This is a genomic window from Desulfohalobium retbaense DSM 5692, assembly GCF_000024325.1.
Lineage (GTDB): Bacteria > Desulfobacterota > Desulfovibrionia > Desulfovibrionales > Desulfohalobiaceae > Desulfohalobium > Desulfohalobium retbaense.
Genome location: NC_013223.1, coordinates 2127319 through 2151029, shown reverse-complemented (window position 1 = coordinate 2151029; position 23711 = coordinate 2127319). Strand labels below are relative to the sequence as shown.

Annotated in this window: 21 protein-coding genes and 2 tRNA genes; 6 read left to right on the top strand and 17 right to left on the bottom strand. The window is 58.1% G+C overall.

The genetic code is table 11. The features are described 5' to 3' along the window. Window positions 1–20 precede the first annotated feature (20 nt). Together sfsA and DRET_RS13860 are read right to left on the bottom strand one after the other, a co-directional pair. On the bottom strand, window positions 21–719 hold the full coding sequence (gene sfsA / locus DRET_RS09385; protein ID WP_015752303.1) for a DNA/RNA nuclease SfsA: 699 nt from the start codon (window positions 717–719) through the stop codon (window positions 21–23). A 110-nt stretch (window positions 720–829) separates the two neighbouring features. Next, window positions 830–1153 carry a hypothetical protein gene (locus DRET_RS13860; RefSeq protein WP_153304100.1) on the bottom strand — a complete coding sequence of 108 codons (324 nt, stop codon included), beginning with the start codon at window positions 1151–1153 and terminating at the stop codon, window positions 830–832. A gap of 694 nt (window positions 1154–1847) precedes the next feature. On the opposite strand from DRET_RS13860, the gene pyrR reads away from it, so the two are divergent. Beyond that, window positions 1848–2390, top strand: a complete 543-nt coding sequence (gene pyrR, locus DRET_RS09380; RefSeq protein ID WP_015752302.1) for a bifunctional pyr operon transcriptional regulator/uracil phosphoribosyltransferase PyrR — start codon at window positions 1848–1850, stop codon at window positions 2388–2390. A gap of 707 nt (window positions 2391–3097) precedes the next feature. Here pyrR and dapA read toward each other — a convergent pair. The 10 genes from dapA to DRET_RS09330 form a co-directional block, all read right to left on the bottom strand. Further along, window positions 3098–3976: a 4-hydroxy-tetrahydrodipicolinate synthase gene (gene dapA, locus DRET_RS09375; RefSeq protein ID WP_015752301.1), complete on the bottom strand. Its 879-nt coding sequence runs from the start codon at window positions 3974–3976 to the stop codon at window positions 3098–3100. 219 nt (window positions 3977–4195) lie between these two features. After that, a complete protein-coding gene (gene dapF / locus DRET_RS09370) occupies window positions 4196–5041 on the bottom strand; it encodes a diaminopimelate epimerase (protein ID WP_015752300.1) in 846 nt (281 codons plus the stop codon). Between the two features lie 280 nt (window positions 5042–5321). Continuing rightward, a complete protein-coding gene (locus DRET_RS13075) occupies window positions 5322–6197 on the bottom strand; it encodes a UshA-like (seleno)protein family 2 (RefSeq protein ID WP_420705135.1) in 876 nt (291 codons plus the stop codon). Next, on the bottom strand, window positions 6194–6469 hold the full coding sequence (locus DRET_RS09360; RefSeq protein WP_015752297.1) for an HU family DNA-binding protein: 276 nt from the start codon (window positions 6467–6469) through the stop codon (window positions 6194–6196). The genes DRET_RS13075 and DRET_RS09360 overlap by 4 nt, the downstream gene beginning before the upstream one ends. A 386-nt stretch (window positions 6470–6855) precedes the next feature. Then, window positions 6856–7972, bottom strand: a protein-coding gene (prfB, locus tag DRET_RS09355; protein WP_015752296.1) for a peptide chain release factor 2 whose coding sequence is annotated in 2 segments (ribosomal slippage) — window positions 6856–7896 and window positions 7898–7972 — 1116 coding nt in all. Because the reading frame shifts where the segments join, the coding sequence is not laid out codon by codon here. A 464-nt stretch (window positions 7973–8436) separates the two neighbouring features. Next, window positions 8437–9954: an apolipoprotein N-acyltransferase gene (gene lnt, locus DRET_RS09350; protein ID WP_015752295.1), complete on the bottom strand. Its 1518-nt coding sequence runs from the start codon at window positions 9952–9954 to the stop codon at window positions 8437–8439. Window positions 9955–9956: 2 nt separating this feature from the next. After that, window positions 9957–10814, bottom strand: a complete 858-nt coding sequence (locus tag DRET_RS09345; RefSeq protein WP_015752294.1) for a hemolysin family protein — start codon at window positions 10812–10814, stop codon at window positions 9957–9959. 1008 nt (window positions 10815–11822) lie between these two features. Continuing rightward, complete coding sequence (gene mnmG, locus DRET_RS09340) at window positions 11823–13703, bottom strand: tRNA uridine-5-carboxymethylaminomethyl(34) synthesis enzyme MnmG (protein WP_015752293.1); 1881 nt, start codon at window positions 13701–13703, stop codon at window positions 11823–11825. Between the two features lie 2 nt (window positions 13704–13705). Further along, window positions 13706–14926: a M20 family metallo-hydrolase gene (locus tag DRET_RS09335; protein ID WP_015752292.1), complete on the bottom strand. Its 1221-nt coding sequence runs from the start codon at window positions 14924–14926 to the stop codon at window positions 13706–13708. A gap of 227 nt (window positions 14927–15153) precedes the next feature. Continuing rightward, window positions 15154–15435: a PxxKW family cysteine-rich protein gene (locus DRET_RS09330; RefSeq protein WP_015752291.1), complete on the bottom strand. Its 282-nt coding sequence runs from the start codon at window positions 15433–15435 to the stop codon at window positions 15154–15156. 501 nt (window positions 15436–15936) lie between these two features. Here DRET_RS09330 and DRET_RS09325 point away from each other — a divergent pair. The 4 genes from DRET_RS09325 (at window position 15937) to DRET_RS09305 (ending at window position 18204) form a co-directional block, all read left to right on the top strand. Then, window positions 15937–16575 (top strand): cyclase family protein, encoded by a 639-nt coding sequence (locus tag DRET_RS09325; protein ID WP_015752290.1) that lies wholly within the window; start codon window positions 15937–15939, stop codon window positions 16573–16575. Window positions 16576–16765: 190 nt separating this feature from the next. Further along, entirely contained in the window at window positions 16766–17488 is a 723-nt protein-coding gene (prxU, locus tag DRET_RS13435; protein ID WP_083777221.1) for a thioredoxin-dependent peroxiredoxin, read from the top strand. A 75-nt stretch (window positions 17489–17563) separates the two neighbouring features. Next, window positions 17564–17815 (top strand): hypothetical protein, encoded by a 252-nt coding sequence (locus DRET_RS09310; RefSeq protein WP_015752287.1) that lies wholly within the window; start codon window positions 17564–17566, stop codon window positions 17813–17815. A gap of 47 nt (window positions 17816–17862) precedes the next feature. Then, window positions 17863–18204: a J domain-containing protein gene (locus DRET_RS09305; RefSeq protein WP_015752286.1), complete on the top strand. Its 342-nt coding sequence runs from the start codon at window positions 17863–17865 to the stop codon at window positions 18202–18204. A 114-nt stretch (window positions 18205–18318) separates the two neighbouring features. On the opposite strand, the gene DRET_RS09300 is transcribed toward DRET_RS09305, so the two are convergent. From DRET_RS09300 to DRET_RS09280, 5 genes are all read right to left on the bottom strand, one after another. Further along, a tRNA-Asp gene (locus DRET_RS09300) sits at window positions 18319–18395 on the bottom strand. A 15-nt stretch (window positions 18396–18410) separates the two neighbouring features. Beyond that, window positions 18411–18486: transfer RNA gene (locus tag DRET_RS09295), tRNA-Val, on the bottom strand. A 114-nt stretch (window positions 18487–18600) separates the two neighbouring features. After that, window positions 18601–21201, bottom strand: a complete 2601-nt coding sequence (gene clpB, locus DRET_RS09290) for an ATP-dependent chaperone ClpB (protein WP_015752285.1) — start codon at window positions 21199–21201, stop codon at window positions 18601–18603. 195 nt (window positions 21202–21396) lie between these two features. Then, complete coding sequence (locus DRET_RS09285; RefSeq protein ID WP_015752284.1) at window positions 21397–21714, bottom strand: chaperone modulator CbpM; 318 nt, start codon at window positions 21712–21714, stop codon at window positions 21397–21399. Between the two features lie 146 nt (window positions 21715–21860). After that, complete coding sequence (locus DRET_RS09280; protein WP_015752283.1) at window positions 21861–22847, bottom strand: DnaJ C-terminal domain-containing protein; 987 nt, start codon at window positions 22845–22847, stop codon at window positions 21861–21863. A 474-nt stretch (window positions 22848–23321) separates the two neighbouring features. On the opposite strand from DRET_RS09280, the gene DRET_RS09275 reads away from it, so the two are divergent. Next, window positions 23322–23708, top strand: coding sequence for a hypothetical protein (locus DRET_RS09275; protein ID WP_015752282.1), 387 nt, complete (start codon window positions 23322–23324; stop codon window positions 23706–23708). Window positions 23709–23711 lie beyond the last annotated feature (3 nt).

Sequence of the window (23711 nt, the reverse complement as noted above, 5' to 3'; positions counted from 1 at the left end):
CTGCTTTTGGCTCAGGATCCTCACGGGGTCAGGATCGGGATGGCGTTGGCCAGGGTGATGCGTGATATCTGTATATGGACATCAAAGGCGAGTATGGCAACCCCTGCTTCTTGGGCTTCATGCAGTAGCCGGGCGTAGGCCGGGTCGATTTCCCTGGCGGCCTCGAACCAGGTTGCGTCCGTGCGCTGGACGAGGAAAAAAATGGCTGCAGCGGCCCCTTCGCGGCGCAAGCGGATGAGTTCTACGAGGTGTTTTTGTCCCCGGCTGGTCACGGCGTCCGGAAAAGCGGCCCGTCCCTGTTCGACCAGGGTGCAGTTCTTGACCTCCATATAGAGCGGCGGCTGGTCGGGGCCGTTCCAGAGGAAATCAAGACGGGTGCCGTCCTCGGTCCGGACCTCGGGGCGGCAATCGGTGTAGCCAGCCAAAGACGGGACACGGCCGGTTTCAATGCCTTCGCGGACGAGTTTGTTGGTCCGCTGGGTGTTGATACCCACCAGGCCGCTGCCCATGTCGATCAGTTCCCAGGTGTAGGGGTATTTGCGCTTAGGGTTATCGTGTTGGGAGAGATAGACGCGGCGGCCTGGTTCGCTGCAGGCACGCATGCTCCCGGTGTTGGGGCAGTGGGCCGTGCACTCGGTGCCGTCGTCCAGGCGGACGTCGGCCAGAAATCGTTTGCGGCGACCGAGCAGGGTCGCGGCGGTCAGCGGGGGGAGTTCCATGCGTTCTCCTTGATGGGGAATCTAGTCTTGTGGCGAGTGGAATACATTGATCAGGGTCAAATTTTGTGGAGATAAAGGGTAATTTTGTGTGTTATGTATTTCGAAATATTTCATAATTGAGGAATTGAAAAATTGAGGGATTGAGGAATTGAAGAAGGGGATCGTGACTGTGCCCGTGTCTGTGGCCGGAAATACGGGGAAGCTTTGAGGGGTGCCGGATCCAAATCGCTATCGGGATCGGGATCGATTCTTGAAATCCCTGTCGGCTTCGGCAAGAGCCAGGCCAGCGCCTGGCGGTCCCGGAAGAGGGAAGAGGGAAGACGGTAGCCGGAATACGAAAGACGGATAAAGAGGCGGCAAAAAATACCAATTCCGGTCACGATCCCGATTTCGATCCCGATCCCGATTTGGAGAAGACGTGCTGTTTTTCGCATCCTGTCTTTTCGCTCTGCATTTTTCCAATTCCCCAATCCTTCAATTTTTCAATTTCCGCAATCTTCCTTCGAACTTAAAACCTAAAACGTAAAACTTCTCCAGCCACGTAGGTCGGCTGAAAGCGGAGCGTCAGCCGACGTAAGCGTAGGTTGAGACGTTCAGGACTCTGAAAAGGTAGGAAAGCCCTAAAGCTACCGAGTCCAAATCGCTATCGGGATCGGGATCGATTCTTGAAATCCCTGTCGGCTTCGGCTTCGCCGGAGCCGACCTACGTACTGGGAAAGCAGGTTTGAAGTTTCAGGTTTTAAATTTTAAGTTATTAGGAAGATTGAGGAAAAGTCGCCTCCCTGACCCCACCTTGGAGATTATGTGCTGTTTTTTGTATCTTGTCTTTCTCGTCTTCAATTCCTCAATCCCAGAATTCTTCAATTCCTTAATTTTTTCAGTTTTCCTTAACACTTAAAACTTAACACTTAAAACTTTTCAGAGCCAGGCCGGCGCCTGGCGGTCCGAAGAGGGAAGACGCTAGTCAGCGTGCTCAAATGCCGAGTGATTACCCCCATGTCCACATCGGCACCGGGATCGAGCTTCCCACTTCTGCTTGCCAAACCGGGCGATGGGCTTTTACCGTCAGCCACGATCTATTGTTTCTGATCGCGAATACGAACCCCCCATTGTATCGGAGATGTCCATATGGCCTCGACCAAGACGCGTCAAATTTTAAGCGACGGTGAATTTGCCCGGACCCTGGAACGGCTGGCCTTTGAAATCCTGGAGCGTCATGACCAGAGCCGGCGGCTCGCCCTGGTCGGCATCCAGCGGCGAGGCGTGGAACTCGCCGATCGGTTGCGGCGTTTGTTGGAAAATCGCCTGGGCCAGGAGGTCCCACTGGGCAAACTCGATATCAATCTCTACCGCGACGACTGGACGACAATGGAGTCCCAGCCGCGGATCAGCCGGACCGATATCCCGTTTCCCGTCGACGACAGCCAGATCATCCTTGTTGACGATGTCCTGTACACCGGGCGGACTATTCGGGCCGCCCTGGAGGCGATTCTCGATTTTGGGCGGCCCAGCCGTGTTGAATTGCTGGTCCTGGTCGATCGCGGGCATCGGGAGTTGCCGATCCACGCCGATTATGTCGGCAAGCGGTTGGATACCTCCAAGCGGGAACGGATCGATGTCCTGATCCAGGAACGCGACGAACGCGATGCTGTGGTTTTGACGGAGGAGTGAAGGATTCAAGTGTTAAGAAAAATTGAGGAATTTTGGGATTGAGGGGTCCAGGGATTGAAGGATTGGGGAATAGAAGAAAGGGATCGTGACTGTGGGTGTGACTGTATCTGGAAAAACAGGAACGCCCAGAGGATGCCGAATCGAAATCGCTATCGGGATCGGGATCGAAATCGATTCTTGAATTCGTGTGCTTTGCCCCCTGTCGGCTTCGGCTTCGCCGGAGCCGACCTACGTAGTTGGAAAGCAGATTTGAAGTGTTACGTGTTAAGTTTTAAGTTGTTAGGAAGATTATCGAATTGAAATATTGAGGGATTGAAGAATTGGGGAATAGAAGAAAGGGATCGTGACTGTGACCGTGTCTGTGACCGGAAATACAGGAAAGCCCTGAGAGGTGCCGAGTCCAAATCGCTATCGGGATCGAAATCGATTCTTGAATTCGTGTGCTTTGCCCTGTGGGTGTGACTGTATCTGGAAAAACAGGAACGCCCTTGAGGCTTCCGAATCGAAATCGCTATCGGGATCGGGATCGAAATCGATTCTTGAGCTCGTGTGCCGTGCTTCCATGCTGGCTTCAGCTCCGCTGGAGTTGGGCTGGATTCTGCTGAGATTCTGGTTCGCTCTTCTGCCGCAAGCTGGTAGACCCAAAAAAGCCGGAGAGGGACCGCTTGGTCCCCCTCCGGCTTTTTTACTATCCACAAGAAGGTGCTCTAAATGAGTCCCTTGTCTGTGAGAAGCGCCTTGAGAGCGGCCTCATTTTCAGGGGTCAACGGGACCAGGGGCAGGCGGAGTTCGAGGTCCATCATGCCCATCATGGAGAGCGCGGTCTTGACCGGGATGGGATTGGTTTCCAGGAACATGCCCCGGCAGAGCGGCAGCAATTCCAGGCTCAGGCCAAGGGCCTTGTTCTGCTCGCCGGCGCGAAAGGCCCGGCACATATCGGACATCATTTTGGGCGCGATGTTGGACGTTACGGAGATCACGCCGTGTCCGCCGACCGCTAGCAAGGGCAAGACAGTGAAATCCTCACCGGAGAGGACGGTGAAGTCCGGTCCACAGGCCTCCACGACCTCGGCGATCTGTTTGAGATCCCCGGAGGCCTCTTTGACCCCAACCACTTCCGGGATTTCATGAAACAGCCGGGCCATAGTCTGGGCCTGGACATTCAAACCGGTGCGGCCGGGAACATTGTAGACCACGAACGGCATGGAGACTTCCTGGGCAATGGCCTTGAAGTGGGCCACCAACCCATTGGGCGTGGGCTTGTTGTAGTAGGGAGTGATCAGCAAGGCGCCATCGGCCTTGGCCTCCTTGGCGTAGCGGGTCAGGTCGATGGCTTCCCGGGTGTTGTTCGAGCCGGCGCCGGCCAACACCGGCACGCGTCCCTTGGCCTGGTCGACGCAGATTTTGATCACCTGTTTATGTTCTTCGTGGGATAACGTGGCGGATTCGCCGGTTGTGCCACAAGGGACCAGTCCATCAATACCCTGCTCTATTTGCCACTCCACCAGTTTGCGATAGGCGTCTTCATCGACCTGATCGTTTTTGAAGGGGGTGACAAGGGCGGTAAAGGCACCTTGAAATTGCATTTGGCCTCCTTTGGGTATGGAGAGTAGGAATTGAGGAATTTAAGAATTGAGGGATTAAGAAATTAAGAAATTGAGGAATTGAGGAATTGAAGAATTCGAAGATTGAAGAATACACGAACTGTGCATGGTGAAAAAATATTTTCGTATCAGGATTTGTTCTGCAAATAGCATCATGGATTCTTCAATCCCTCAATCTCCGTTTCCTCAATACACAATTCTCTATCCAAGTCCGACAGACCGCAGAAACAAACGGCCTTTATAGACGAGAACGGCCTGGCCCTGGAGATAGAGGTTGCCGTTTTCCTGGCTGATGGTCAGGTGTTCGCCGCCGGAGGTCGTAACCGTGGCCGCCGGAGCGCAGAGGCCGAGCTGATTGGCGATGTAGACGGCCGCAGCGGCGCCGGTGCCGCAGGCGTAGGTTTCGTCCTCCACGCCGCGCTCATAGGTGCGCAGACGAATGGTGTCTGGCCCCGTGACCTGGATAAAATTGATATTGCCCCCGGCCGGCGCAAAAGCGTCATGGTAGCGAAGAGCCGGAGCGATGGTCGCCAAGTCGACACTGTCCACGTCATCCACGACCTGAACCACATGGGGCACACCGGTGTTGACGTGGTGCACGGTCAATTCCCGACCGGCGGCGGACAAGGTCATGCTCGTCTTGAGATCGATGGGGGCGGTGAGCTGGACTTTGGCCTCGTCAGTTTCCGGCAGGACTTCAGCACGCACAGGGCCGGCATCCGTGCCCAGGACGTGGGTCCGGCCAGCGAGCTCGAGTTCGTAGGCCAGGCGGGCCGCACAGCGGGAGCCGTTGCCGCACATTTCCGCCCGCGAACCGTCTGCGTTATAAAAATGCCAGATGTAGTCGGCTTCGCTGTCGGCAGGGGCTTCGTCCAGAAAGATCAGGCCGTCGGCGCCGGCACCAAAGGCGCGGCGGCAGATTTTCTGGGCCCATTCAGCCATGGCTTTCTGGGGGACACGGCTTTCGGTATTGTCAATCAGAATAAAGTCGTTGCCGCTGCCTTGCATTTTATAAACAAAGCTAGCGTGGCCAAAATCTGAGCGCATGGGGATCCTTTGCGTTGTATTGCGATAGTTGTGCTTTTCATTCTCCGGCGCGAGGCCAGGTCCGGATCAGATGTATAGGATATTCCTGGTCCCAGGGCGAATGGTGTCTGGCCCGGCTCTGCGGCAAAGAAGACCACCAGAGCCGGTTGTTCGCGGCAATTTCCTGTTACCGGCCAATCTCGGCTGACAGGGACGGAAATCGCCGCCGTGGTTCGCTGCCGTTTTCCCGTTTGCAGTCAGTCGCCTCAAACGGGGCGCAGGTCGCTCGCCGGTGGAGCGGTTATTGTTCCAGGGCCTGGGTGACAGCCGCTTCTTCTGGCAGGGACTCCTTGAGGGGAATGAGTTGCAAGCGGACATTTTTCCCCTTTTCCCAACTCGTTGCCGCAGGGCCAGGAAGCGTGAGGATATCAATGCGCTGAACGGTCTTGCCTTTATTGTAGGGACGGACCCAGACGGTTTGGTTGTCCTCGCTCAACCGGAACGGAAGCGGGCCGCCGGGGCCACTGCCGTGCAGGATGTCCACGCTCCCGGGATTGGCTTGGAGAAAACGGCCTTCAAGCCGTTTGCCCCAGGGGCTGACGCCAAGAACGAGGTCGCAGGTCCGGTGCAAACGTTCGGCATGGGCTCCGATGTTGTGAAATTGGGCCTTGAGGTTCGCCGCGGCCTTGGGGAAGAGGATGATTCCGAGGCGTATCCCCTGTTTTTCCAGCACCAATGTTTGTACCTCAGCGGTGATCCGCCGCCAGGGCGGGCTGAGGGGAGTTGGAGCGGTTTTTTGCTCGTCGTCGGCGAGCACCCCGAGATCGTATTGGAGATGGCCCTGCGCTTCGACGAGTCTCGTGAACGCTGCGCTCGACAAAGGCGTTTTACCGGGAGGTGTGAATGCATACGGCCCGGCGATGCTGAAAACCGGATATCCCTGCGTCTGAGAACGGACACGTCCAAAATAGCCGGCCCGCCGGGCCAGCCCCCCGAGGGTCTTTCCCCCTCAGGTCGGACACGGCGAATGTACCCCGTAGGTGTTCGCCGTTAAAAGCAGGGTCACCGCCGGGGACTGCTTTGCTTCAGCACTCCCGAGTTGACCGCCGAACCCGGCACAGAGACAAACGATGCAGATGCACACGGCCAGCCACGTGCGGCCAACGGGGAAAATCATTTATTGAGATGCTCCTTGAGCCCTTTTCCGGCTCTGAAAAACGGGAGTCGCTTTGGTTGGACGTCTACCACTTCCCCTGTTTTGGGGTTGCGTCCTTTATACCCTTCGTAATGTTTGATCTTGAAACTGCCAAAACCTCGGATCTCGACCCGGTCCCCCTGCTCGAGGGCATCTTTGATGGAGTCAAAGAAGGTGTTGACCATGTCTTTGGCTTCTTCCTGGGTCAGATTGTGGGCATCGGCCAATGCTTTGACCAACTCGCTTTTGTTCATGACTTCCCCCGTGAAACGGCTAGTGGTTGCGGGCTGGACTGTGTATGGAATTCCTGGAACCGGCCGTGTGCTGATTCCGTTGGCTTGGGTCGCTGCTGTGCGGGACAAGCCAAAATCCACGAGCACGCTTCGCCCGTGTGGAGGAGCGTCCCGGGGCGCAATGGAACGGCCGTCGGTCAGCTCGTGCAGCCGAGCCCATTCCCTGCAGGTACAAGACACTTTTTCCACATATTTCAAACCACCTTGATCAAATGTTGCAGGTAACGTCAAGGACTTGTTCGAAATTCGTTTCAAGATCTTTTTTTTTTACGCCTGTGGCCGTGAACCGGTTGCGGCGTTTGGTCCGTCCGGCGCGGGGGGAAAGGGCGCTCCGGCCCGGCACATGGTTACCCGACCTGGGTCCCGTGCAGATACAGCAGGTAACTGCGCAGAAAGACATCAATATCACCGTCGAGCACTTTGTCCACGTCACCAGCCTCGGTGTTCGTGCGGTGGTCTTTGACCAGCCGATACGGCTGCAGGGTGTAGGTCCTGATCTGGCTGCCCCAGGCAATGGCCTCCTTGGAGGCGTATTCGGCCTGTTTGTCAGCTTCCCGTTTTTTGCGCTCCTGGTCGTACAAACGGGATTTGAGGATCTTCATGGCCGTTTCTTTATTCCGGCGCTGGGACTTCTCGTTCTGGCACTGGACGACAATGCCGGACGGGAAGTGGGTGATCCGGATGGCGGAGCTGGTTTTGTTCACATTCTGCCCGCCGGGGCCGCTGGAACGGAAAACGTCGACGCGGATGTCTTCGTCGTTGACGTCGATCTCGATATCGTCGGCGGCCTCGGGGTAGACGTCCACGGAGGCGAACGAGGTGTGGCGCCGTCCTGAGGTGTCGAAGGGGGAGATCCGGATGAGCCGGTGGATGCCCTTTTCCGCCTGGAGCAGGCCGTAGGCGAAGGTGCCCTGGATCTGGAGGGTAACGCTTTTGATCCCGGCCTCCTCCCCTGGCAGGGAGTCGAGTTCCTGGACCTTGAATCCCCGCCGTTCGCACCAGCGCAAATACATGCGCAGGAGCATCTCGGCCCAGTCCTGGGCCTCGGTGCCGCCGGCACCGGGATGGATCTCCAGGATGGCGTTGCCCTTGTCCTCAGGCTTGGACAGCAACAGCTCCATTTCGACCTTGTTGAGCTGGGCGGCGAGATTGGCGTTGGTTTCCGAAAGGGCCTGAAGGACCTCCTGGCCCTGGTCCTCGTCCGCCATTTCCAGCCATTCCTGCAGGTCCTCATGCAGATCGCGCAAGGCTTCCCAGGATTCGATCTCCTCGGTCAGCCGGCTCTTCTCGCGCAGGATCGGTGTCAGCTCTTCGGGATTCTGCCATGCTTCGGGTTTGGCGAGTTCTTCCTCGATGGTTTTCAGTCGGTCGTGATGGCCTTGCAGGTCAAAGGCGCCTCCAGAGGGATTCGAATTTTTCCTGCAACTCAAGACTTTCTTTGCGGATATCTGATAGTTGTAACATACGTGTTTGGGCCGCCTTGCCGAGGCGGAGCGGTTTGAAAGGAGACGCGGAGAAACGTTTCCTTTGCGTGTTCAGGCGCGGAAAAGTGTCAGCGCTGTTGTTCGTGTCCGGTTCCGGAATTGTGCCCCCGGCCTGGAAAAAGAGCGGAGGCGTTGTTGTGAGCCAGGAGGCGTATCGAGCCACTTTGTCGCGTTTACAGGGGGCAGCGGCTAGCACTGGCGCTCAAGGCACCTTCCAGACCGTGTTCCCAATCCCGGAACCGGTCCGGGTTGGGTGTAGTGTTCGTGTCCGGTTCCGGAATTGTGCCCCCGGCCCGGACAAAGAGCGTGGGCGTTCTTTGATGACACACTGGAATCACAAAAAGTTTCGGTTGAGGCGAGGGGGCATCCCCTCGTCAGGGCTTTTTGGCCCGTGGTGATACGGAAACGGGAAATCAGAGCGCGGATCGAAGCGACGGGGGTGCGTCAGTGCAGGGCCCATTGCCGATGGCGGATACGACGGGGGAAGAGTGCGGCGCAGAGGATGAGCAGCGCAGCAAGCCCGGCCAATCCCCCTTCGATGGGGAGTTTGAAGCGATTGAAAAACGTGCGTTGGTCCATAAGCGGTACGGCTGCGGCGTGGAGGGTCATGCGTTCAAAAAGGGGGCCGGATTGCTGCACCCGGCCACGGGGACCGATAAAAGCGGAGATTCCGCTGTTGGTGCTGCGGACCATGCCGCGGCCCTGTTCCACACACCGGAGTACGGCCTGATGCAGATGTTGTCGCGGGGCTGGCGAGCGGCCGAACCAGGCGTCGTTACTGATGTTGACCAGCAGGTTGGCTCCATCCCGGACCCGGCGCTGACTGAGTTCCGGAAATATTGTCTCATAGCAAATCAACGGCCCCAGAGCAAGCTGGCCGCGATTCAGGGGAGCAGTGTGGTCGCCGGGCCGGAAGTCGCCGGCACCGTGGGCGAGTTTTTCAATAAAGGGGAGCAGGGATCCCAACGGGACGTACTCGCCAAAGGGCACCAGATGGACCTTGTCGTAGAATTGCGGATCGTTTTGGGGCCCCAGGAGGTAGGCCCGGTTGTGCAGGATATAGTCGCCGACCTCGTTGCCGGTGTAGCCGGGCGATCCGGTGAACAGCGGGGTCTCGAAGGTGCGCACGAATTGGTGGACCCGTGTACTCAAGGAGGTCGCCTCCTGGAGGTAGAAGGGCACCGCAGTCTCCGGCCAGACGATGAGATCCGGGGCGTTTTCGCGGACCTGGGCCCGACTGGCTGTGAGATACGTGTTCAGGGTCGCTTTCTGGTACTCGGGGTCCCATTTGTGGTTCTGGTCGACATTGCCCTGGATCAGACTCACGTTTGCTGTCGCCGCCGGATTCAGGGGCTGGTCCAATTGCCAGGAGCCGAACAGGACCAGCAGGACCAGCACGGCAAGCGTTGCGGTCTGGGGGAGGACCCGGGGCCGGGGCAACGAGGCGGCTGCAGCCAATGCGGCCAAAACGCCAGCATAGCCATAATTGCCCAGCCAAGCCACAGGCTGGACAGCCGCAGGCCAGGCCGCCAGCCCTTGGGGCAGTGTTTGCCAAGGAAAGCCGGTCAAGACATGGCCGCGGACCCATTCCAGTGCGAACCAGAGGCCGCCTGCGAGCAGAACCCAGAATATGCCGTACATCCTGGGGCGTGCCCAACGCAGGATGAGCGCGAACAGGCCGGGAAAAAGGCCGAGATAGGCGGCGAGCAGAAGGGGGCAGGGGATGGCCAAAAACCAGGGCAGGCCGCCGTAGTAGTGGACCGGAAAGGCGACCCAATACAGCGAGAGGGTAAAAAAGAGGGCGCCGCCTGCCCACCCGAGCTTGAGGGCCTGTCGCGGCGTTGTGGCGGACTGGGCCAGGCAGGCCAAGCCAAACGGCAGAAGCACCACCGCGACCGGCAGATGGAGAAGCGGGTTGGCGAACCCGAACCAGGCCAGGACAATGCAGGCGATCCCCAGCATGATCACTGTTCTTCAGCACCGTTTTCGATTTCGAATGTCTCAACACGGGGAAGGATGCTCACGGCGTAGACCTGTTTGCTGTCGGCCTCTTCAATGCGGAAATTGTGGCCGAGGTAATCGAATTCTTCTCCGGTCATGGGGACCCGGCCCGCCAATTCGGTCACGAAGCCGCCGATGGTCTCGACCTGATCGGATGTCAGGGACACGCCGGTTTCCTCTTCGAGGTCATTGAGGCTGGTGCGTCCGGCAACGAGGTGGCGTCCGTCCTCCATGACCTGGATGTCTTCCGGGCGCGGCAGGTCGTATTCGTCTTCGATTTCCCCGACGATCTCCTCCAGGACGTCCTCAAAGGTGACCAGTCCCGACGTTCCGCCGTATTCGTCCAGGGCAATGGCCATGTGGACCTTTTGGGCCTGGAATTCGGCGATCATATTTTTGACGTTTTTGGTCTCGGGAATAAAAAAAGGCGGCCGCATGATGGCCGAGAGCGGATCGGGCGGGGTTTCGCAGTGGTTTAAGAGATAGGGCAAGAGGTCCTTGGCGTGGACCACTCCGATAATATGGTCCTTATTCTCCCTGTAGACAGGGATGCGGGAATGGCCGTGTTCGATGATGAGTTCCGCCACATCCTGGATGCTGGCGTTTTGTTCGACGCATTGGATGTCGGTTCGCGGGATCATGATTTCCCGCACCTGTTTGCGCCCCATGCGCAGGACATTGATGAGCATGCTGGCCTCGAAAGCCTCGAGTTCGCCGTCGGTTCGGGCTTCGAGGATGACATCTTCAATGGGGTTTTCCGTCTTCCCGCTGAAGAACTTTCGGACCAGCGTCCATAATTTTCCCTCCGGGCTTTCGTCCAATTCCGTCTCCTTGGTTGTGCAACGCGTTATGGGGTGACACGAACAAACAATGCTCAGCCGGTTCGGCTATATTGGCATTTCGTGCCGGGTCGTCAAGATCGTGAGGCCCAGAAAAGCGACAATGACGTAAATGGACATATCTTTCTCCGGGGGGAAAGACAAGGGTGGGGGAGCGGGGGATGTGTAAGATTTTAAGTAGTAAGGAAGATTGAGGGATCGAGGAATTGAAGAATTGGGGGGATTGTGGAATTGAAGAATTTTGGAATCGAGGGATTGTGGAGGAAAAAGGCAAAATGCGAAAAACAGCACATCCGCTCCAAATCGGGATTGGGGTCGGGAGGATTTCAAAAATCGATCCCGATACCGATCCCGATAGCGATTTCGATTCGGAAGCCTCAGGGTGTTCCTGCCTTTCCAGAATCTCAAATACACCAACTAACGCTAACGTCGGCTGACGCTTCGCTTTCAGCCGACCTACGTGGTTGGAAAAGTTTTAAGTTTCAAGGAAGATTGAGAAAATTGAAACATTGAAGGATTGGAGAATTGGAAAAATGCAGAGCGGAAAGACAGGATGCGAAAACCAGCACATCCTCTCCAAATCGGGATCGCTATCGGGATCGGGATCGGACTTGCCGGCACTTGCTGTCAACCCCATTCCTCAATTCCCCAATTCTTCAATCCCTGGATCCCTCAATCCCAAAATTCCTCAATCTTTCTTAACACTTAAAACTTAACACTTCAAATCTGCTTTCCAAGTTCGTAGGTCGGCTCCAGCGAAGCTGAAGCCGACAGGATTTTAAAAATCGATTTCGGATTCGATCCCGATACCGATCCCGATAGCGATTTGGATTTGGAGGCCTCAGGGTGTTCCTGCCTTTCCAGTCACAGACACGGGCACAGTCACGTTCCCCTTCTTCAATTCCCCAATTCTTGAATCCCTGGATCCCTCAATTCCAAAATTCCTCAATCTTTCTTAACACTTAAAACTTCACGCTTCATCCACCTTCTCTACATCCTTCCCTGCTTTTTGAGCGCGATCTCCAGGCAGGACAACGCCGCCGGGGTGATGCCGGAAATGCGGCCGGCCTGGCCCAGGGTCCGGGGGCGGATGGTCTGGAGTTTTTCGACCACCTCCCGCGACAGACCGGGAATGGTCTCGTAGGCCATGTCCTCGGGCAGAGCGATATTTTCCTGGCGCTGCGAGCGTTGGACCATTTCCTGTTGCCGGGCGAGGTAGCCCTGGTATTTGCTCTGGACCTCGGCCTGATCCAGGACGTGTCCGGGCAGATCCCTCAGCCCGGGGGCGACGACTTCCAGGTCCCGGATATGGAGTTGGGGCTGTCGCAGGAGGGTGCCCAGGCTCGCCGGCTTACCGGGGACGGCCGCGCCGATGGAGTGCAACTTCTCGCGCACGGTGGCGTCCGGCTTGATGATCGTCTCCTCCAGGCGGGAAAGCAGGCTGTCCAAGGCTTGCATCTTGGACTGGTAGATCTCCCAATGGGAGTCGTCGACCAGTCCGAGCTCCCGGCCGAGCGGGGTCAAACGCTGATCGGCGTTGTCTTCGCGCAGCAAGAGGCGGTGTTCGGCCCGGGAGGTGAACATCCGGTAGGGTTCCTGCGTGCCTTTGGTGACCAGGTCGTCGACCAGCACACCCATATAGGCCTGGTCGCGGCCGAGGATCCAGGGGGCGCGTTCCTGGTGTCGCCTGAGGACGTTGATGGCGGCCCACAATCCCTGGGCGGCGGCTTCTTCATAGCCGGAGGTGCCGTTGATCTGCCCGGCGCAGAAGAGGCCGGCCACCGCTTTGGTCTCCAGGCTCGGCTTGAGCTGGGTCGGGGGCACGAAATCGTATTCGATGGCGTAGCCGGGGCGGACGATTTGGGCCTGTTCCAGGCCCGGGATGGTCGCGAGCAGCTTTTTTTGGATGTCCAGAGGCAGACTGGTGGGAATGCCGTTGGGGTAGACCTCCGGATTGTCCAGGCCTTCCGGTTCGACAAACAACTGGTGGCGGTCCTTGTCCGGAAAGCGGGCGACCTTGTCCTCAATGGACGGGCAATACCGGGCCCCGGTGCCGGTGATGACCCCCTGAAACATGGGCGAGCGGTCGAATCCCTCGCGGATTGAGTCGTGGGTCGCCGCGTTGGTGTAGGTGATGTGGCAGGGCAGTTGCGGCAATTGCACGCCGGGGGAATGGAAGCTGAACGGGGGCGGCGGGTCGTCGCCGGGTTGGGGCGTCATCTGCGCGAAATCGACGCTGTCGCGCAACAGCCTGGGCACAGTGCCGGTCTTGAGGCGGGCGAGGTCCAGGCCGAGGCCGCGCATGCTTTCGGACAGCGCATTGGCGGCGGGGTCGCCGAGGCGGCCGCCGGCAAAGTTGTTCAGTCCGATATGGATGCGGCCGGTCAGAAAGGTGCCCGTGGTCAGGATGACGTTGGCGCTGCGGTGGATTTCCTCGAGATGGGTGCGCACCCCTTTGATAGAGCCGTTTTCTGCCAGGATCTCCTGGGCGGTGGCCTCTTTGATCCACAGGTTGTCCTGGGCAAAGAGGTCGCGCTGGACCACGCGCATGTAGGTGGCCCGGTCCATCTGGGCCCGGGTGGCGCGCACAGCCGGTCCCTTGCGGGTGTTCAAAATCCGGAATTGGATGCCCGCCTGGTCCGCCCAGAGGCCCATACGGCCGCCCAGGGCATCGATCTCCTTGACCATATGTCCCTTGGCCAGGCCGCCGATGGCTGGATTGCAGGACAGATGCCCCAGCCGGTCGATATTGATTGTCAACAACAGCGTGGACAACCCCATACGAGCGGCGGCCATCGCGGCTTCGCAGCCGGCGTGTCCACCGCCGACGACAATAACATCAAAGGTCTCCGGAGGCAGTGATTTGCGCATGATTACTCGACCAGCAAGGCGGTCATGACTTTGGCGTCGGCTATGATGTTGCTGATTTTCGTGTGCTCGTTGGGCTGGTGGGCGTTGTGCAGCAGCGTGCTCCAGACCACGGCGGGCCGATTGTCCCGGCGCAGATAGGCAGCCACGGTGCCGCCGCCGACTCCCTTGGCCTGACCGGTGATCCCGCGCACGTCACGCAGCGCGGTGAGCACGCTTTGGACAATGGGGGTCTGCGGGTCCGTGCCCGGCGCTGATTCACGGTGGACGGTCTCCAGTTCGACGCGCACCCCGTAATCCTGTTCGACAACATCGGCCTCCTGGCGGGCCTTGGTCAGGACATCGTCCAGATCGTAGCGGGGCAGCACCCGGCAATCGAGATAGAAGACGTCCCGGCCGGGAATGGTGTTCACATTGGGGACGTTGGCTTCCTTTTTCGTGGGCTCGAAGGTCGAGTAGGGCGGAGCGAATAAGGGGTCCTGGGCGTCAAAATGCTCATAGAGCCCGCGCAGACGCAGGGCCAGGGCCGAAGCGCCGACAAAGGAGTTCACGCCCTGGTCGGGGGAGGAGGCGTGGCATTGGCGGCCGTGGACCGTGCACTTGACCCAGAGCATACCTTTTTCAGCCACTTCCACGGTGGACCCGTCTTCAACGCCGAAATCCGGGACCAGAAACTGGTCGCCCGGAGCGAACAGATTGCCGTGCTCGCGGAGGATATAATCGAGGCCATAGGTGTTGCCGGTCTCTTCATCAGCCACCAGCAACAGGCCGCAATTGACGTCGGGCTGGGCCTCTTCCTGCACAAACGCCTTGGCGGTCAGGAGAGCGGCGACCAGGCCGTGGTGGTTGTCTTCCACGCCGCGGCCGTAGAGGAGATCGCCTTCCTGGCGGAGTTGGAAGGGGTCGCTGTCCCAGAGGGAATCGTCACCAGCGGGCACCACATCGGTGTGGGCCACGAACCAGATGGTTCGCGAGGTATCCTTGCCGGGCAGGACGGCGGCGATGGACGGCCGGGAGCCGGAGGGAACCCTGTTGTCCGGGGCGTGCAGGACCCGGATGTCGCTCAGCCCCATGTCTTTGAGGTAAGCGGTCAAAAATTCAGCTTTTTCAACCTCGCCCTGGCCACCGTTTTCCGGGCCCAGGGCAGGACGGGCGACTAATTCCCGCTGCAGATCGACAATAGCATCGCGTTGGGTGTCCAGATAGGCAAAAAGACGGTCTCGCATGGCCTGTTCCTTGGGCTAATGGGTTGTGGTGTGTTTTCGGTTCCGGGGATTGGCCTCCGGCCTGGAAATGGGGCGGCAACAGAACGCTTCGATCACTGGCGCGAAGAATGAGCGTCCAGTGCATCCGAAACGCCAACGACACAAGCCGCAGCCGCCGCCGGAATGCGGTCAGACTGCGGCTTGTGGAAATCGCTTTGCGCGCCGCCGGTCGTCGGCACGAAGCCTTGCTATTTGCCGCGGGCAGCCCGTTTGGAGGCCTTGATCGGGTTGACCTTGACCTGGCCGCCTTTGTCCACGCTGGCTTTGACGTGAGTGGCAAAGTTGCAGGCGCCGTGGGCCCATTTGCGTTCCGGGTTGGGGTAGCTGGTGCAAAACCGCTCGTCTTCAAACCAGACAGCGCGTTCGCAGCCGTCGCATTTGTCGATGACCGGGCTGAGAACAAAGCCGTTATATTCCAGACCCTGTTCAGTTTTCTTGGCGCCTTCAAAATACTGTTTTTTCTTAGCCATGACGGACCTCCGTGTTCTTTCGATACATCCTTGCGGACGTTTTGTTCGCTTCGTCAAAATCAAATTGTATATCCCCAGAAATGTGGCGGTGTCAAGCCTTTCCGGCGGGAAGACCGAAGGTGTGGTGTGTGGCGCATGGGCCGAAAAGAGGGTTTTAGGTCCCTGCGGTTGCCGATATCCGGGATGCTGTGCATATCCCAACGCAGACAGGTGTAGCCGCACCGTTGCGGAGACTTTTTTTGGTTCTTTGACGGATCCTCTGGATTTTTGGAGTTTGCCTCTGAAATTCCATGCCCTGTGACGAAGAGCCCTGTTTCTCCACCACCTCCTTGTGCAATGTTTTCTGGAGGAGTAGAGGAGTCTGGTGAGTCCTGGAATACACACTCGGCCGTGGCAGGTGCCTGATGCGTCGGCCGGCCCAAATCCTTTCTGGCCGGATCCGCAAAACGGTTCCGGAATTGTGTTCTTCGGTTTTTGGGGAACTCAGCATTCGAGGTGCCTATGAAAGTTATTGATCTCAGCCATTCGTTGTCGTCACACACGCCGGTCTACCCGGGGACGGCTCCACCAACCATTGAACCAGCTTGTACCGTCCTGGAGCACGGTTTTGCCGAAACAGCGATCAGCATGTGGTCGCACACCGGGACCCATCTCGATGCGCCGTCCCATCTCAAGAGCATGGGAAAATCATTGGACGATTTTGATATGGCCCACTTTTACGGCCCCGGTCTGTGCATCGATCTGTCCCATGTGCACGGGTGTTGTATCGGGCTGGCTGAACTGGAGCCCTACGCCCAAATTCTGCGCGAGGTCGATTTCGTTCTCCTCGCCACCGGATGGGATCAGTATTGGGGCCATGAAGCGTATTTCCATGACTATCCGGTTCTCGCGCCCGGAGCCGCGAAATGGCTCTCCGGATTCCGGCTCAAAGGGGTCGGGCTGGATACGCTTTCGGCCGATCGCGACGATTCTGTGAAGTTTCCTGTCCACCAAGTCCTGCTGGACCAGGATATCGTGCTGGTCGAAAACCTGACGAATCTGCTACAGTTGCCGCAAAGCGACTTTTCGTTTTCTTGCTTTCCTTTGTCGATCACCGGTGGTGATGGAAGTCCGACGCGTGCGGTAGGTATTGTTGAGTGATACTGCTGCACGCAAAGAAAAAATACTCTTGTGACCGCAAAACGGCGACAGAAAAACCCCGTTTCCCTGATTCGAAGATGATCCCCGTGCATCGGTTTTGGAATTCTCGCTTTACAGAACAATCCTGGAGCGGCAGGATAGCTGCGACTGCTGTTGGCCCATGTCCTGACATTCTAACAGGAGGCTCGTTATGGCTGACGAACCTGCAGTGGGGTGCGCCAGACCGACAGGCGGACCTGTTGGCGATGCACCGCTTGATCCCCCCTCTCTCGAGACGCCAGAACCAAAAAAGGAGGAAAAACGGATGATCCAAGTCGGAAAAGCGGCCCCGGATTTTACTGCTCCTGCGTATTACCGGGGTGAATTTACCAGTGTGAAGTTGTCCAATTATCTTGGAAAATGGGTTGTCCTCTGTTTTTATCCCGGCGACTTCACCTTTGTCTGAGCAACCGAAATATCCGCGGTCGCGGATAGCTATTCGAAATTTCAGGATCTCGGCGTTGAAGTCCTGTCCATGAGTGTCGACAGTGTCTTTGTGCACAAGATGTGGAACGACGTCGAATTGTCGAAGATGGTCAAGGGCGGCGTGCCCTTTCCCATGCTCTCGGACGGGGGCGGCAAGGTCGGGGAAGCCTTTGGTGTCTATGACGGGGACGCCGGTGTTGAAAACCGGGGACGGTTTCTGATCGATCCGGACGGCATCGTCCAGGGTTACGAAGTCCTGACGCCTCCTGTGGGACGCAATGTGGCCGAAACCCTGCGGCAGATCCAGGCCTTCCAATTGGTCCGGGAGACCAAAGGGGCCCAGGCCACGCCCTCGGGCTGGCGACCGGGCAAGGATACCCTGAAGCCCGGACCGGACCTTGTCGGCAAGGTCTGGGAAGTCTGGACCGTTGATAAGGCCCATGAATAGTCGTGTTCCAGCGAGCCGGACCTGTTTCGGCTCGCTGTTGGGCTCTCCTTGCATTGAAGACTGGACAGGTACTGTATGATTCCTCCCAATTCCCGGCGCACCAGCCGCAACGCGCGTCCTTTTCGCAATTTTTTCCAGGGCCTTGGTGTCCATCCCCTGGTTGCCCTTCTGGCGGTGGTGCTCTTTCTTGTGTTTCCGCGGGTCATCCTCGCCGCTGTGGCCGTCTATGTTGGCTACCGCTTCTTCCAGGCCGGTTCGCTGCGGCACCAGACGCCGCCCCGCTCGAGCAGCCGCGTGCGTCGCGGTGGCCGGGGGCGCCGGCGCTGAACACCTTTGCGTTTGCTCTGGCAGAGGAGAGGAAAAAGGGAGACAGGATGCTGGCTGACACAACGTATATCCAACTCGCCGCGGAAGTCCTCGGTGTGGAACCGACAGCCTCCCCAAGGCAAATCCAATACGGCTATTACCGGATGATGCACCACCACCATCCGGACAAACACCGGGGGGATGCCCGGGCAACCCGCTTCGCCGCCCTGATCAATGAGGCCAAAAACGTCCTTTTGGGCGAGGAAGCGCATCCTTCCCTGCTCAAAGACCGGGAACTTATTGCCGCACTGCTCCAACGTCCTGTCGCTGCAGAAGACGTCTTGAGCTATGAAGCGTGGTTGCGCAGCAGATTTTACGATATGGAGCAATGCTCTATATGGCCGTGTTGATTGTGCGCCGGCGGGTTGTGGCAGGGCTTTTCTCGAAAAGCGCCGCTGTACTGGCCCGAAAAAACACAAAAAAAGGGATTACAGATGTGTATCTGCAATCCCTTTTGAAATCGTTGGCGGAGCCGACCGGACTCGAACCGGCGGCCTCCGGCGTGACAGGCCGGCGTTATAACCAACTTAACTACGGCTCCGCGCTATAAAAATGCTGGTGGGCGGAACAGGGCTCGAACCTGTGACCCTCGGCTTGTAAGGCCGATGCTCTCCCAGCTGAGCTATCCGCCCCAGCAGGAGAAGGAATCTGTCACAGACCCTGTTCGCTGTCAAGCATTTTTTCCAAAGATCGTGGGAACAAGTCGAGTTCCCGAACAACGACCGCGTCGTCGTGTGAGGATGCTTTTATTGAAACACGAGCTCGCTGTCAACCCCATCGACAACAACATGTTGCCCTTCTTTGAGGTGCCCGCCAATGAGCTGTTTGGCCAGCGGGGTTTCGATGTGGGTCTGCAGGAACCGCCGCAAGGGCCGAGCGCCGTAAACCGGGTCGTAGGCCTCACGGGCGATGAGTTCGCGGGCGTTTTCCGTGAGTTCCAAAGTGATCTTGCGGTCTTCCAGACGCGTGTGGAGCTGCTGCATCTGCAGGCCGATGATCTCTTTGATCTGCTCGCGGGTCAGCGGGGTGAACATGACAATCTCGTCGACCCGGTTCAGAAATTCGGGCCGGAATGAGCCGCGCAGGGTGTTCATGACCTGGGAGCGGGCCGTGTCCGTGAGTTCCCCCTCGCCGCTGATGCCCTCGAGCATGAATTCGGACCCGAGATTGGAGGTCATGATAATGATCGTGTTTTTGAAATCCACGGTCCGACCGTGACTGTCGGTCAGTCGGCCGTCATCCAGGATCTGGAGCAAGGTGTTGAAGACATCGGCGTGGGCCTTTTCGATCTCGTCGAAAAGGATCACCGAATACGGTTTGCGCCGCACGGCCTCGGTCAATTGTCCGCCTTCCTCATAGCCGACATATCCCGGAGGCGCCCCGATCAAGCGGGCTGTGGTATGTTTTTCCATGTATTCGGACATATCCAGCCGGATCATGTTTTCTTCACTGTCAAAGAGCGATTCGGCCAGGGTCTTGCACAGTTCCGTCTTCCCGACGCCGGTGGGGCCGAGAAAAATGAAGGAGCCGATGGGCCGGCGGGGATCCTTGAGCCCGGCCCTGGCGCGCAGGACGGCGTCAGCGACCGCCTCGACAGCCTCGTCCTGGCCAACGACCCGCTCGTGCAGCACGTCGCCCAGACGCAGGAGTTTTTCCCTTTCGCCTTCCAGGAGGCGTGACAGCGGGATGCGGGTCCAGCGGGAAATGATTTCGGCGACATCGTCGGCGCCGACCTCCTCCTTGAGCAATTGCGGCGATTCGCCGGCCTCGTCCTGAGATCGTTCGCGCTCCGCGATTTTCCGCTCGAGTTCGTTGAGTTTGCCGTAGCGCAGTTCCGCGGCCTTGTTCAGGTCGTAATTGCGTTCGGCCTCCTCGATGTCCCGCCGGGTCTTTTCCAACTCTTCCTTCAGGGAGCGAAGTTCGTTAATGCCCTCTTTTTCTTTCTCCCACTGGGCCAACAGCGTGGTCTGCTTTTCCTTCTGGTCAGCCAGTTCCTTTTCCAGCCGTTCCAGCCGCTCCTTGGAAGCCTCGTCTTTTTCGCGCTTCAGGGCCTCGCGTTCGATCTCCAACTGCATGATCCGCCGGTTGATCTCGTCAAGATCCGTGGGCAGGGAGTCGATTTCCGTGCGGATCATGGCCGCGGCCTCATCAACGAGGTCGATAGCCTTGTCCGGCAGCTGGCGGTCGGTGATATAGCGGTGCGACAGCGTCGCGGCAGTGACCAGGGCCGCGTCAGCGATGCGCACTCCGTGGTGGACCTCAAAGCGTTCCCGCAGGCCGCGCAAGATGGAGATGGTATCCTCCAGGTCCGGCTCTTCAACCATGACCGGTTGGAAGCGGCGCTCCAGGGCGGGGTCTTTCTCGATGTTCTTGCGGTACTCGTCCAGGGTGGTCGCGCCGATGCAGTGCAGTTCACCGCGGGCCAGCATGGGTTTCAAGAGGTTGCCGGCATCCATGGCCCCTTCGGCTTTGCCCGCGCCGACAATGGTGTGCATCTCATCAATAAACATGATGATCTGCCCCTCGGATTCCTGGACCTCCTTGAGCACGGCCTTGAGGCGCTCCTCAAATTCGCCGCGGTATTTCGCCCCGGCCAGCAGGGCGCCCATGTCCAGGGCAAAGACGGTCTTGTGCTTGAGGCCTTCAGGAACGTCCTGGTTCAGGATGCGCTGGGCCAGCCCTTCAGCGATGGCAGTCTTGCCGACCCCGGCCTCGCCGATCAGGACCGGGTTATTTTTGGTGCGCCGGGAGAGGATGCGGATGACCCGCCGGATCTCGGTGTCCCGGCCGATGACCGGGTCCAGGCGGCCTTTGCGCGCATCGTCGACCAGATCGCGCCCGTATTTTTTCAGGGCGTCATAGGTCCCTTCCGGGTTGGACGAAGTGACGCGCTGGTGGCCGCGGACATCGGTCAGGGCCTGCAGGACTGTGTCTTTGTCCAGTCCGAACTGCTTGTGGACGCGCCCGACACCGCTGGACGCGCTTTCCTCCAGCAGGGCCAGGAAAATATGCTCTACAGAGACGTAGTCGTCCTGCATTTTCTTGGCCATGTCCTGGGATTTGACCAGAACCTGATTCAACCGCTGGGTGACATATATCTGCCCTTGCTGGGCGCCGGGGCCGCTGACTTGCGGCACCTTTTTCAATTCGGCCTCCAGGGCCGCGATATAATTCTTGGGATCTTTGCCGAGGCGCTCGAGCAGGCGCGGAATAAGGCCATCCTCTTGTTCGGCCAAGGCCAAAGCAACGTGTTCGGCGTCGATCTGTTGATGGCTGTGCCGCACGCCGATATTCTGCGCCTCGCTGATCGCTTCCTGTGATTTTTGGGTGAATTTATTGAGATCCATAGGAAACTCCTTTTGCAAAAATATATTTTGTCAACCTATGGGTGTATTCTAAGTCGTAAAAATCGAATGTAAAGCGCAGATGAAAATTGGATCCATTGGTTGGTGATTTTGCAATCAACACCGCAACGTGTTTTGCTGATCAAAAAGCAGAAGTTGTTTGCAAAAAAGGTGCATATAAACAGGGCGAAGGCCGTTTTACAGCAACCGCCGAAGTTGTCTGACTTCGCGTTCCAGGACCTCGATGCGTTCCAGAAGATCGACGATGATGCTCCCGCCGGTCGAACTGAGTCCAAAATCCTGGCATAACCGTTGGAACTTGCGGAGCCGGTACACATCGCGTTTGCGAAAAAGGTAGTCTTCTCCGGACAGGACCGGCTCCAGCCAGCCCATGTCGATCAGTTCACCGATCCGAGAGGGGTGCAGGCCGGTGAGTTCGATGAACTGACTCCAGCCCAGGAGTTCAGACCGGATCGGGAGTTCGGATTCGACAATGCGGATACCACCATATGGCATAGATACCTCCATCACTCTCCTGGAGAGCGGCGCGATTCAAGAACCCGTGGAGACTGTCCTCATGGTTGCAGGTGCGGCACAGGGTTATCTGTTGTGCACCATATACGTGGGCGGACTGGGAGAAACAGGTTTTTCGAGCAGACTGTTCAGGAATTGCGCGGGTTGAAGCTGGACTGCGTCGCGAGCTGTTCCCAGAGCGCTTTTTCTTCTTCCGAGACCTGCTTGGGGACTTTGATCATGACCCGGACCATCTGGTCACCCTTTTTTTGTCCCCGTCCCAGGCCGCGACCGCGCAAACGGAGTTTTTGCCCACTTCCGACGCCAGCGGGGATATGCATTTCCACCTGCCCTTCCAGGGTCGGGACGCGGACCTTGGCTCCGAGCGCGGCCTCCCAGGGCGCCAAGGGCAGGTCGTAAATGATGGTGCTGCCTTCGACCTTGAACTGGTGGTGCGGCCGGAGGTGGACCTTGAGAAAAAGATCTCCGTTGGGACCTCCGCCGGGACCGGGGTGCCCCTGTCCTGAGAGCCGTATCCGGGCGCCATCCTTGACCCCGGCCGGGATATTGACTTGCAGCGTCTTCGGTTGGACCCGGACGCGCCCGTCCGGTCCGGGCACCTGCTCCTGCAGGGTGACGGTTTTCTGCCCACCGGCGTAGGCGTCCTCCAGGTTCAGATCGAGGGTGGCCTCGGCGTCCTGGCCTTTTTGCTGAAAACCGCGTCCGCCGAATTGGGCCCCGCCGAACTGGCCGCCACTGAAACCGCCGCCGCCCTGGAAATTGGCGCGGCCACCGAACATATCCCCGAAAATGGTCTCGAAGAAATCGCTGAATCCGCCGGCGCCGGCTTGGCCGCCGCCAAAATTGAAATGCATGTTCTCGTAGCCCGGCGGGGGATCGAAGTCCTGACCGTGTTCCCAGTTGGCTCCGAGGTGGTCGTAGCGTTTGCGTTTTTCAGGGTCTTTCAAGACCTCGTAGGCCTCGTTGGCCTCCTTGAATTTCCGCTCCGCCTCTTGATCGTCAGGGTTCAAGTCCGGATGGTATTTGCGCGCCAGTTTTTTGAACGCCTTGTTGATCTCGTCCTGCGAGGCGTTGCGGTCAACACCCAGCACGTCATAGTAGTCCTTGTATTGCATACGCGATTTCTACTCCTTTTTCAGCTCAGGCGTCCGATGTGTACAATTTCCAAAAATAAGACACAGGCCCAAACAGTCAATATGGGGGCGAAAGAACGGGTGTTTATTGCGAGGCATCCGGGAACTGGGCAACCGCTGTCCGAGAATCGGAGGGATGTTTTGCTCTTCCAGGCCCTCGTTCAGGCTCCGGGTCCCTGCTCACGGCTCCCGATACCCGGAATGGGGTGCGTGCGGCAACGCAGGCAGTTGTGCTGGATTGCCCGGTAGCAAAGGCATGTGCCGCACGCAGCGCAAGGGGCCGGGCAATGACGGATACAACTTCCTGGGAGCGATCTTTCGACCGTGTCTTCCATCTGGAGATCCGGCCACGGCCCGAACAATCTCACCGGAAAGCGAACTGGTCCCTGTTTTGGGGCCATTGTGTCCAGATTCAGGGGACGGTATATCTTGGGTGAAACCAATTGGGGAAAAGATATGCCAAAAACAGAAGCGGTGGAAGTCTTACGCTTGCGCGGCGCGAGTATTTTCAAGCTGGTTCTTCTGGGGTCCACGGTGAGTTGGACCGCTCTGGGGCTTGTCTTCGGTGCGTTGGCCCTTGCCGGATTTGATGTCGTGCAGTGGAACGGAGACTATCTTGCTGGGGTGCGTGGGCTCGTGGCTGCGCCAATGATCATTGCGCTTGCAGGGCTTCTCTGGGGGGTGGTCTGCGCCGTAGGGATATATCTCGGCTTGCGCCTGTATGCGCTGTTTCGTCCTTTGACTCTGGAATTTGTGCTTGCCGATGAAACGAGGAAGCACAAAAATCGCGAACACAACGACGGCGGGGCGTTTGAGGCGCCTCGTCACCCCCGCTCAACATGAGGG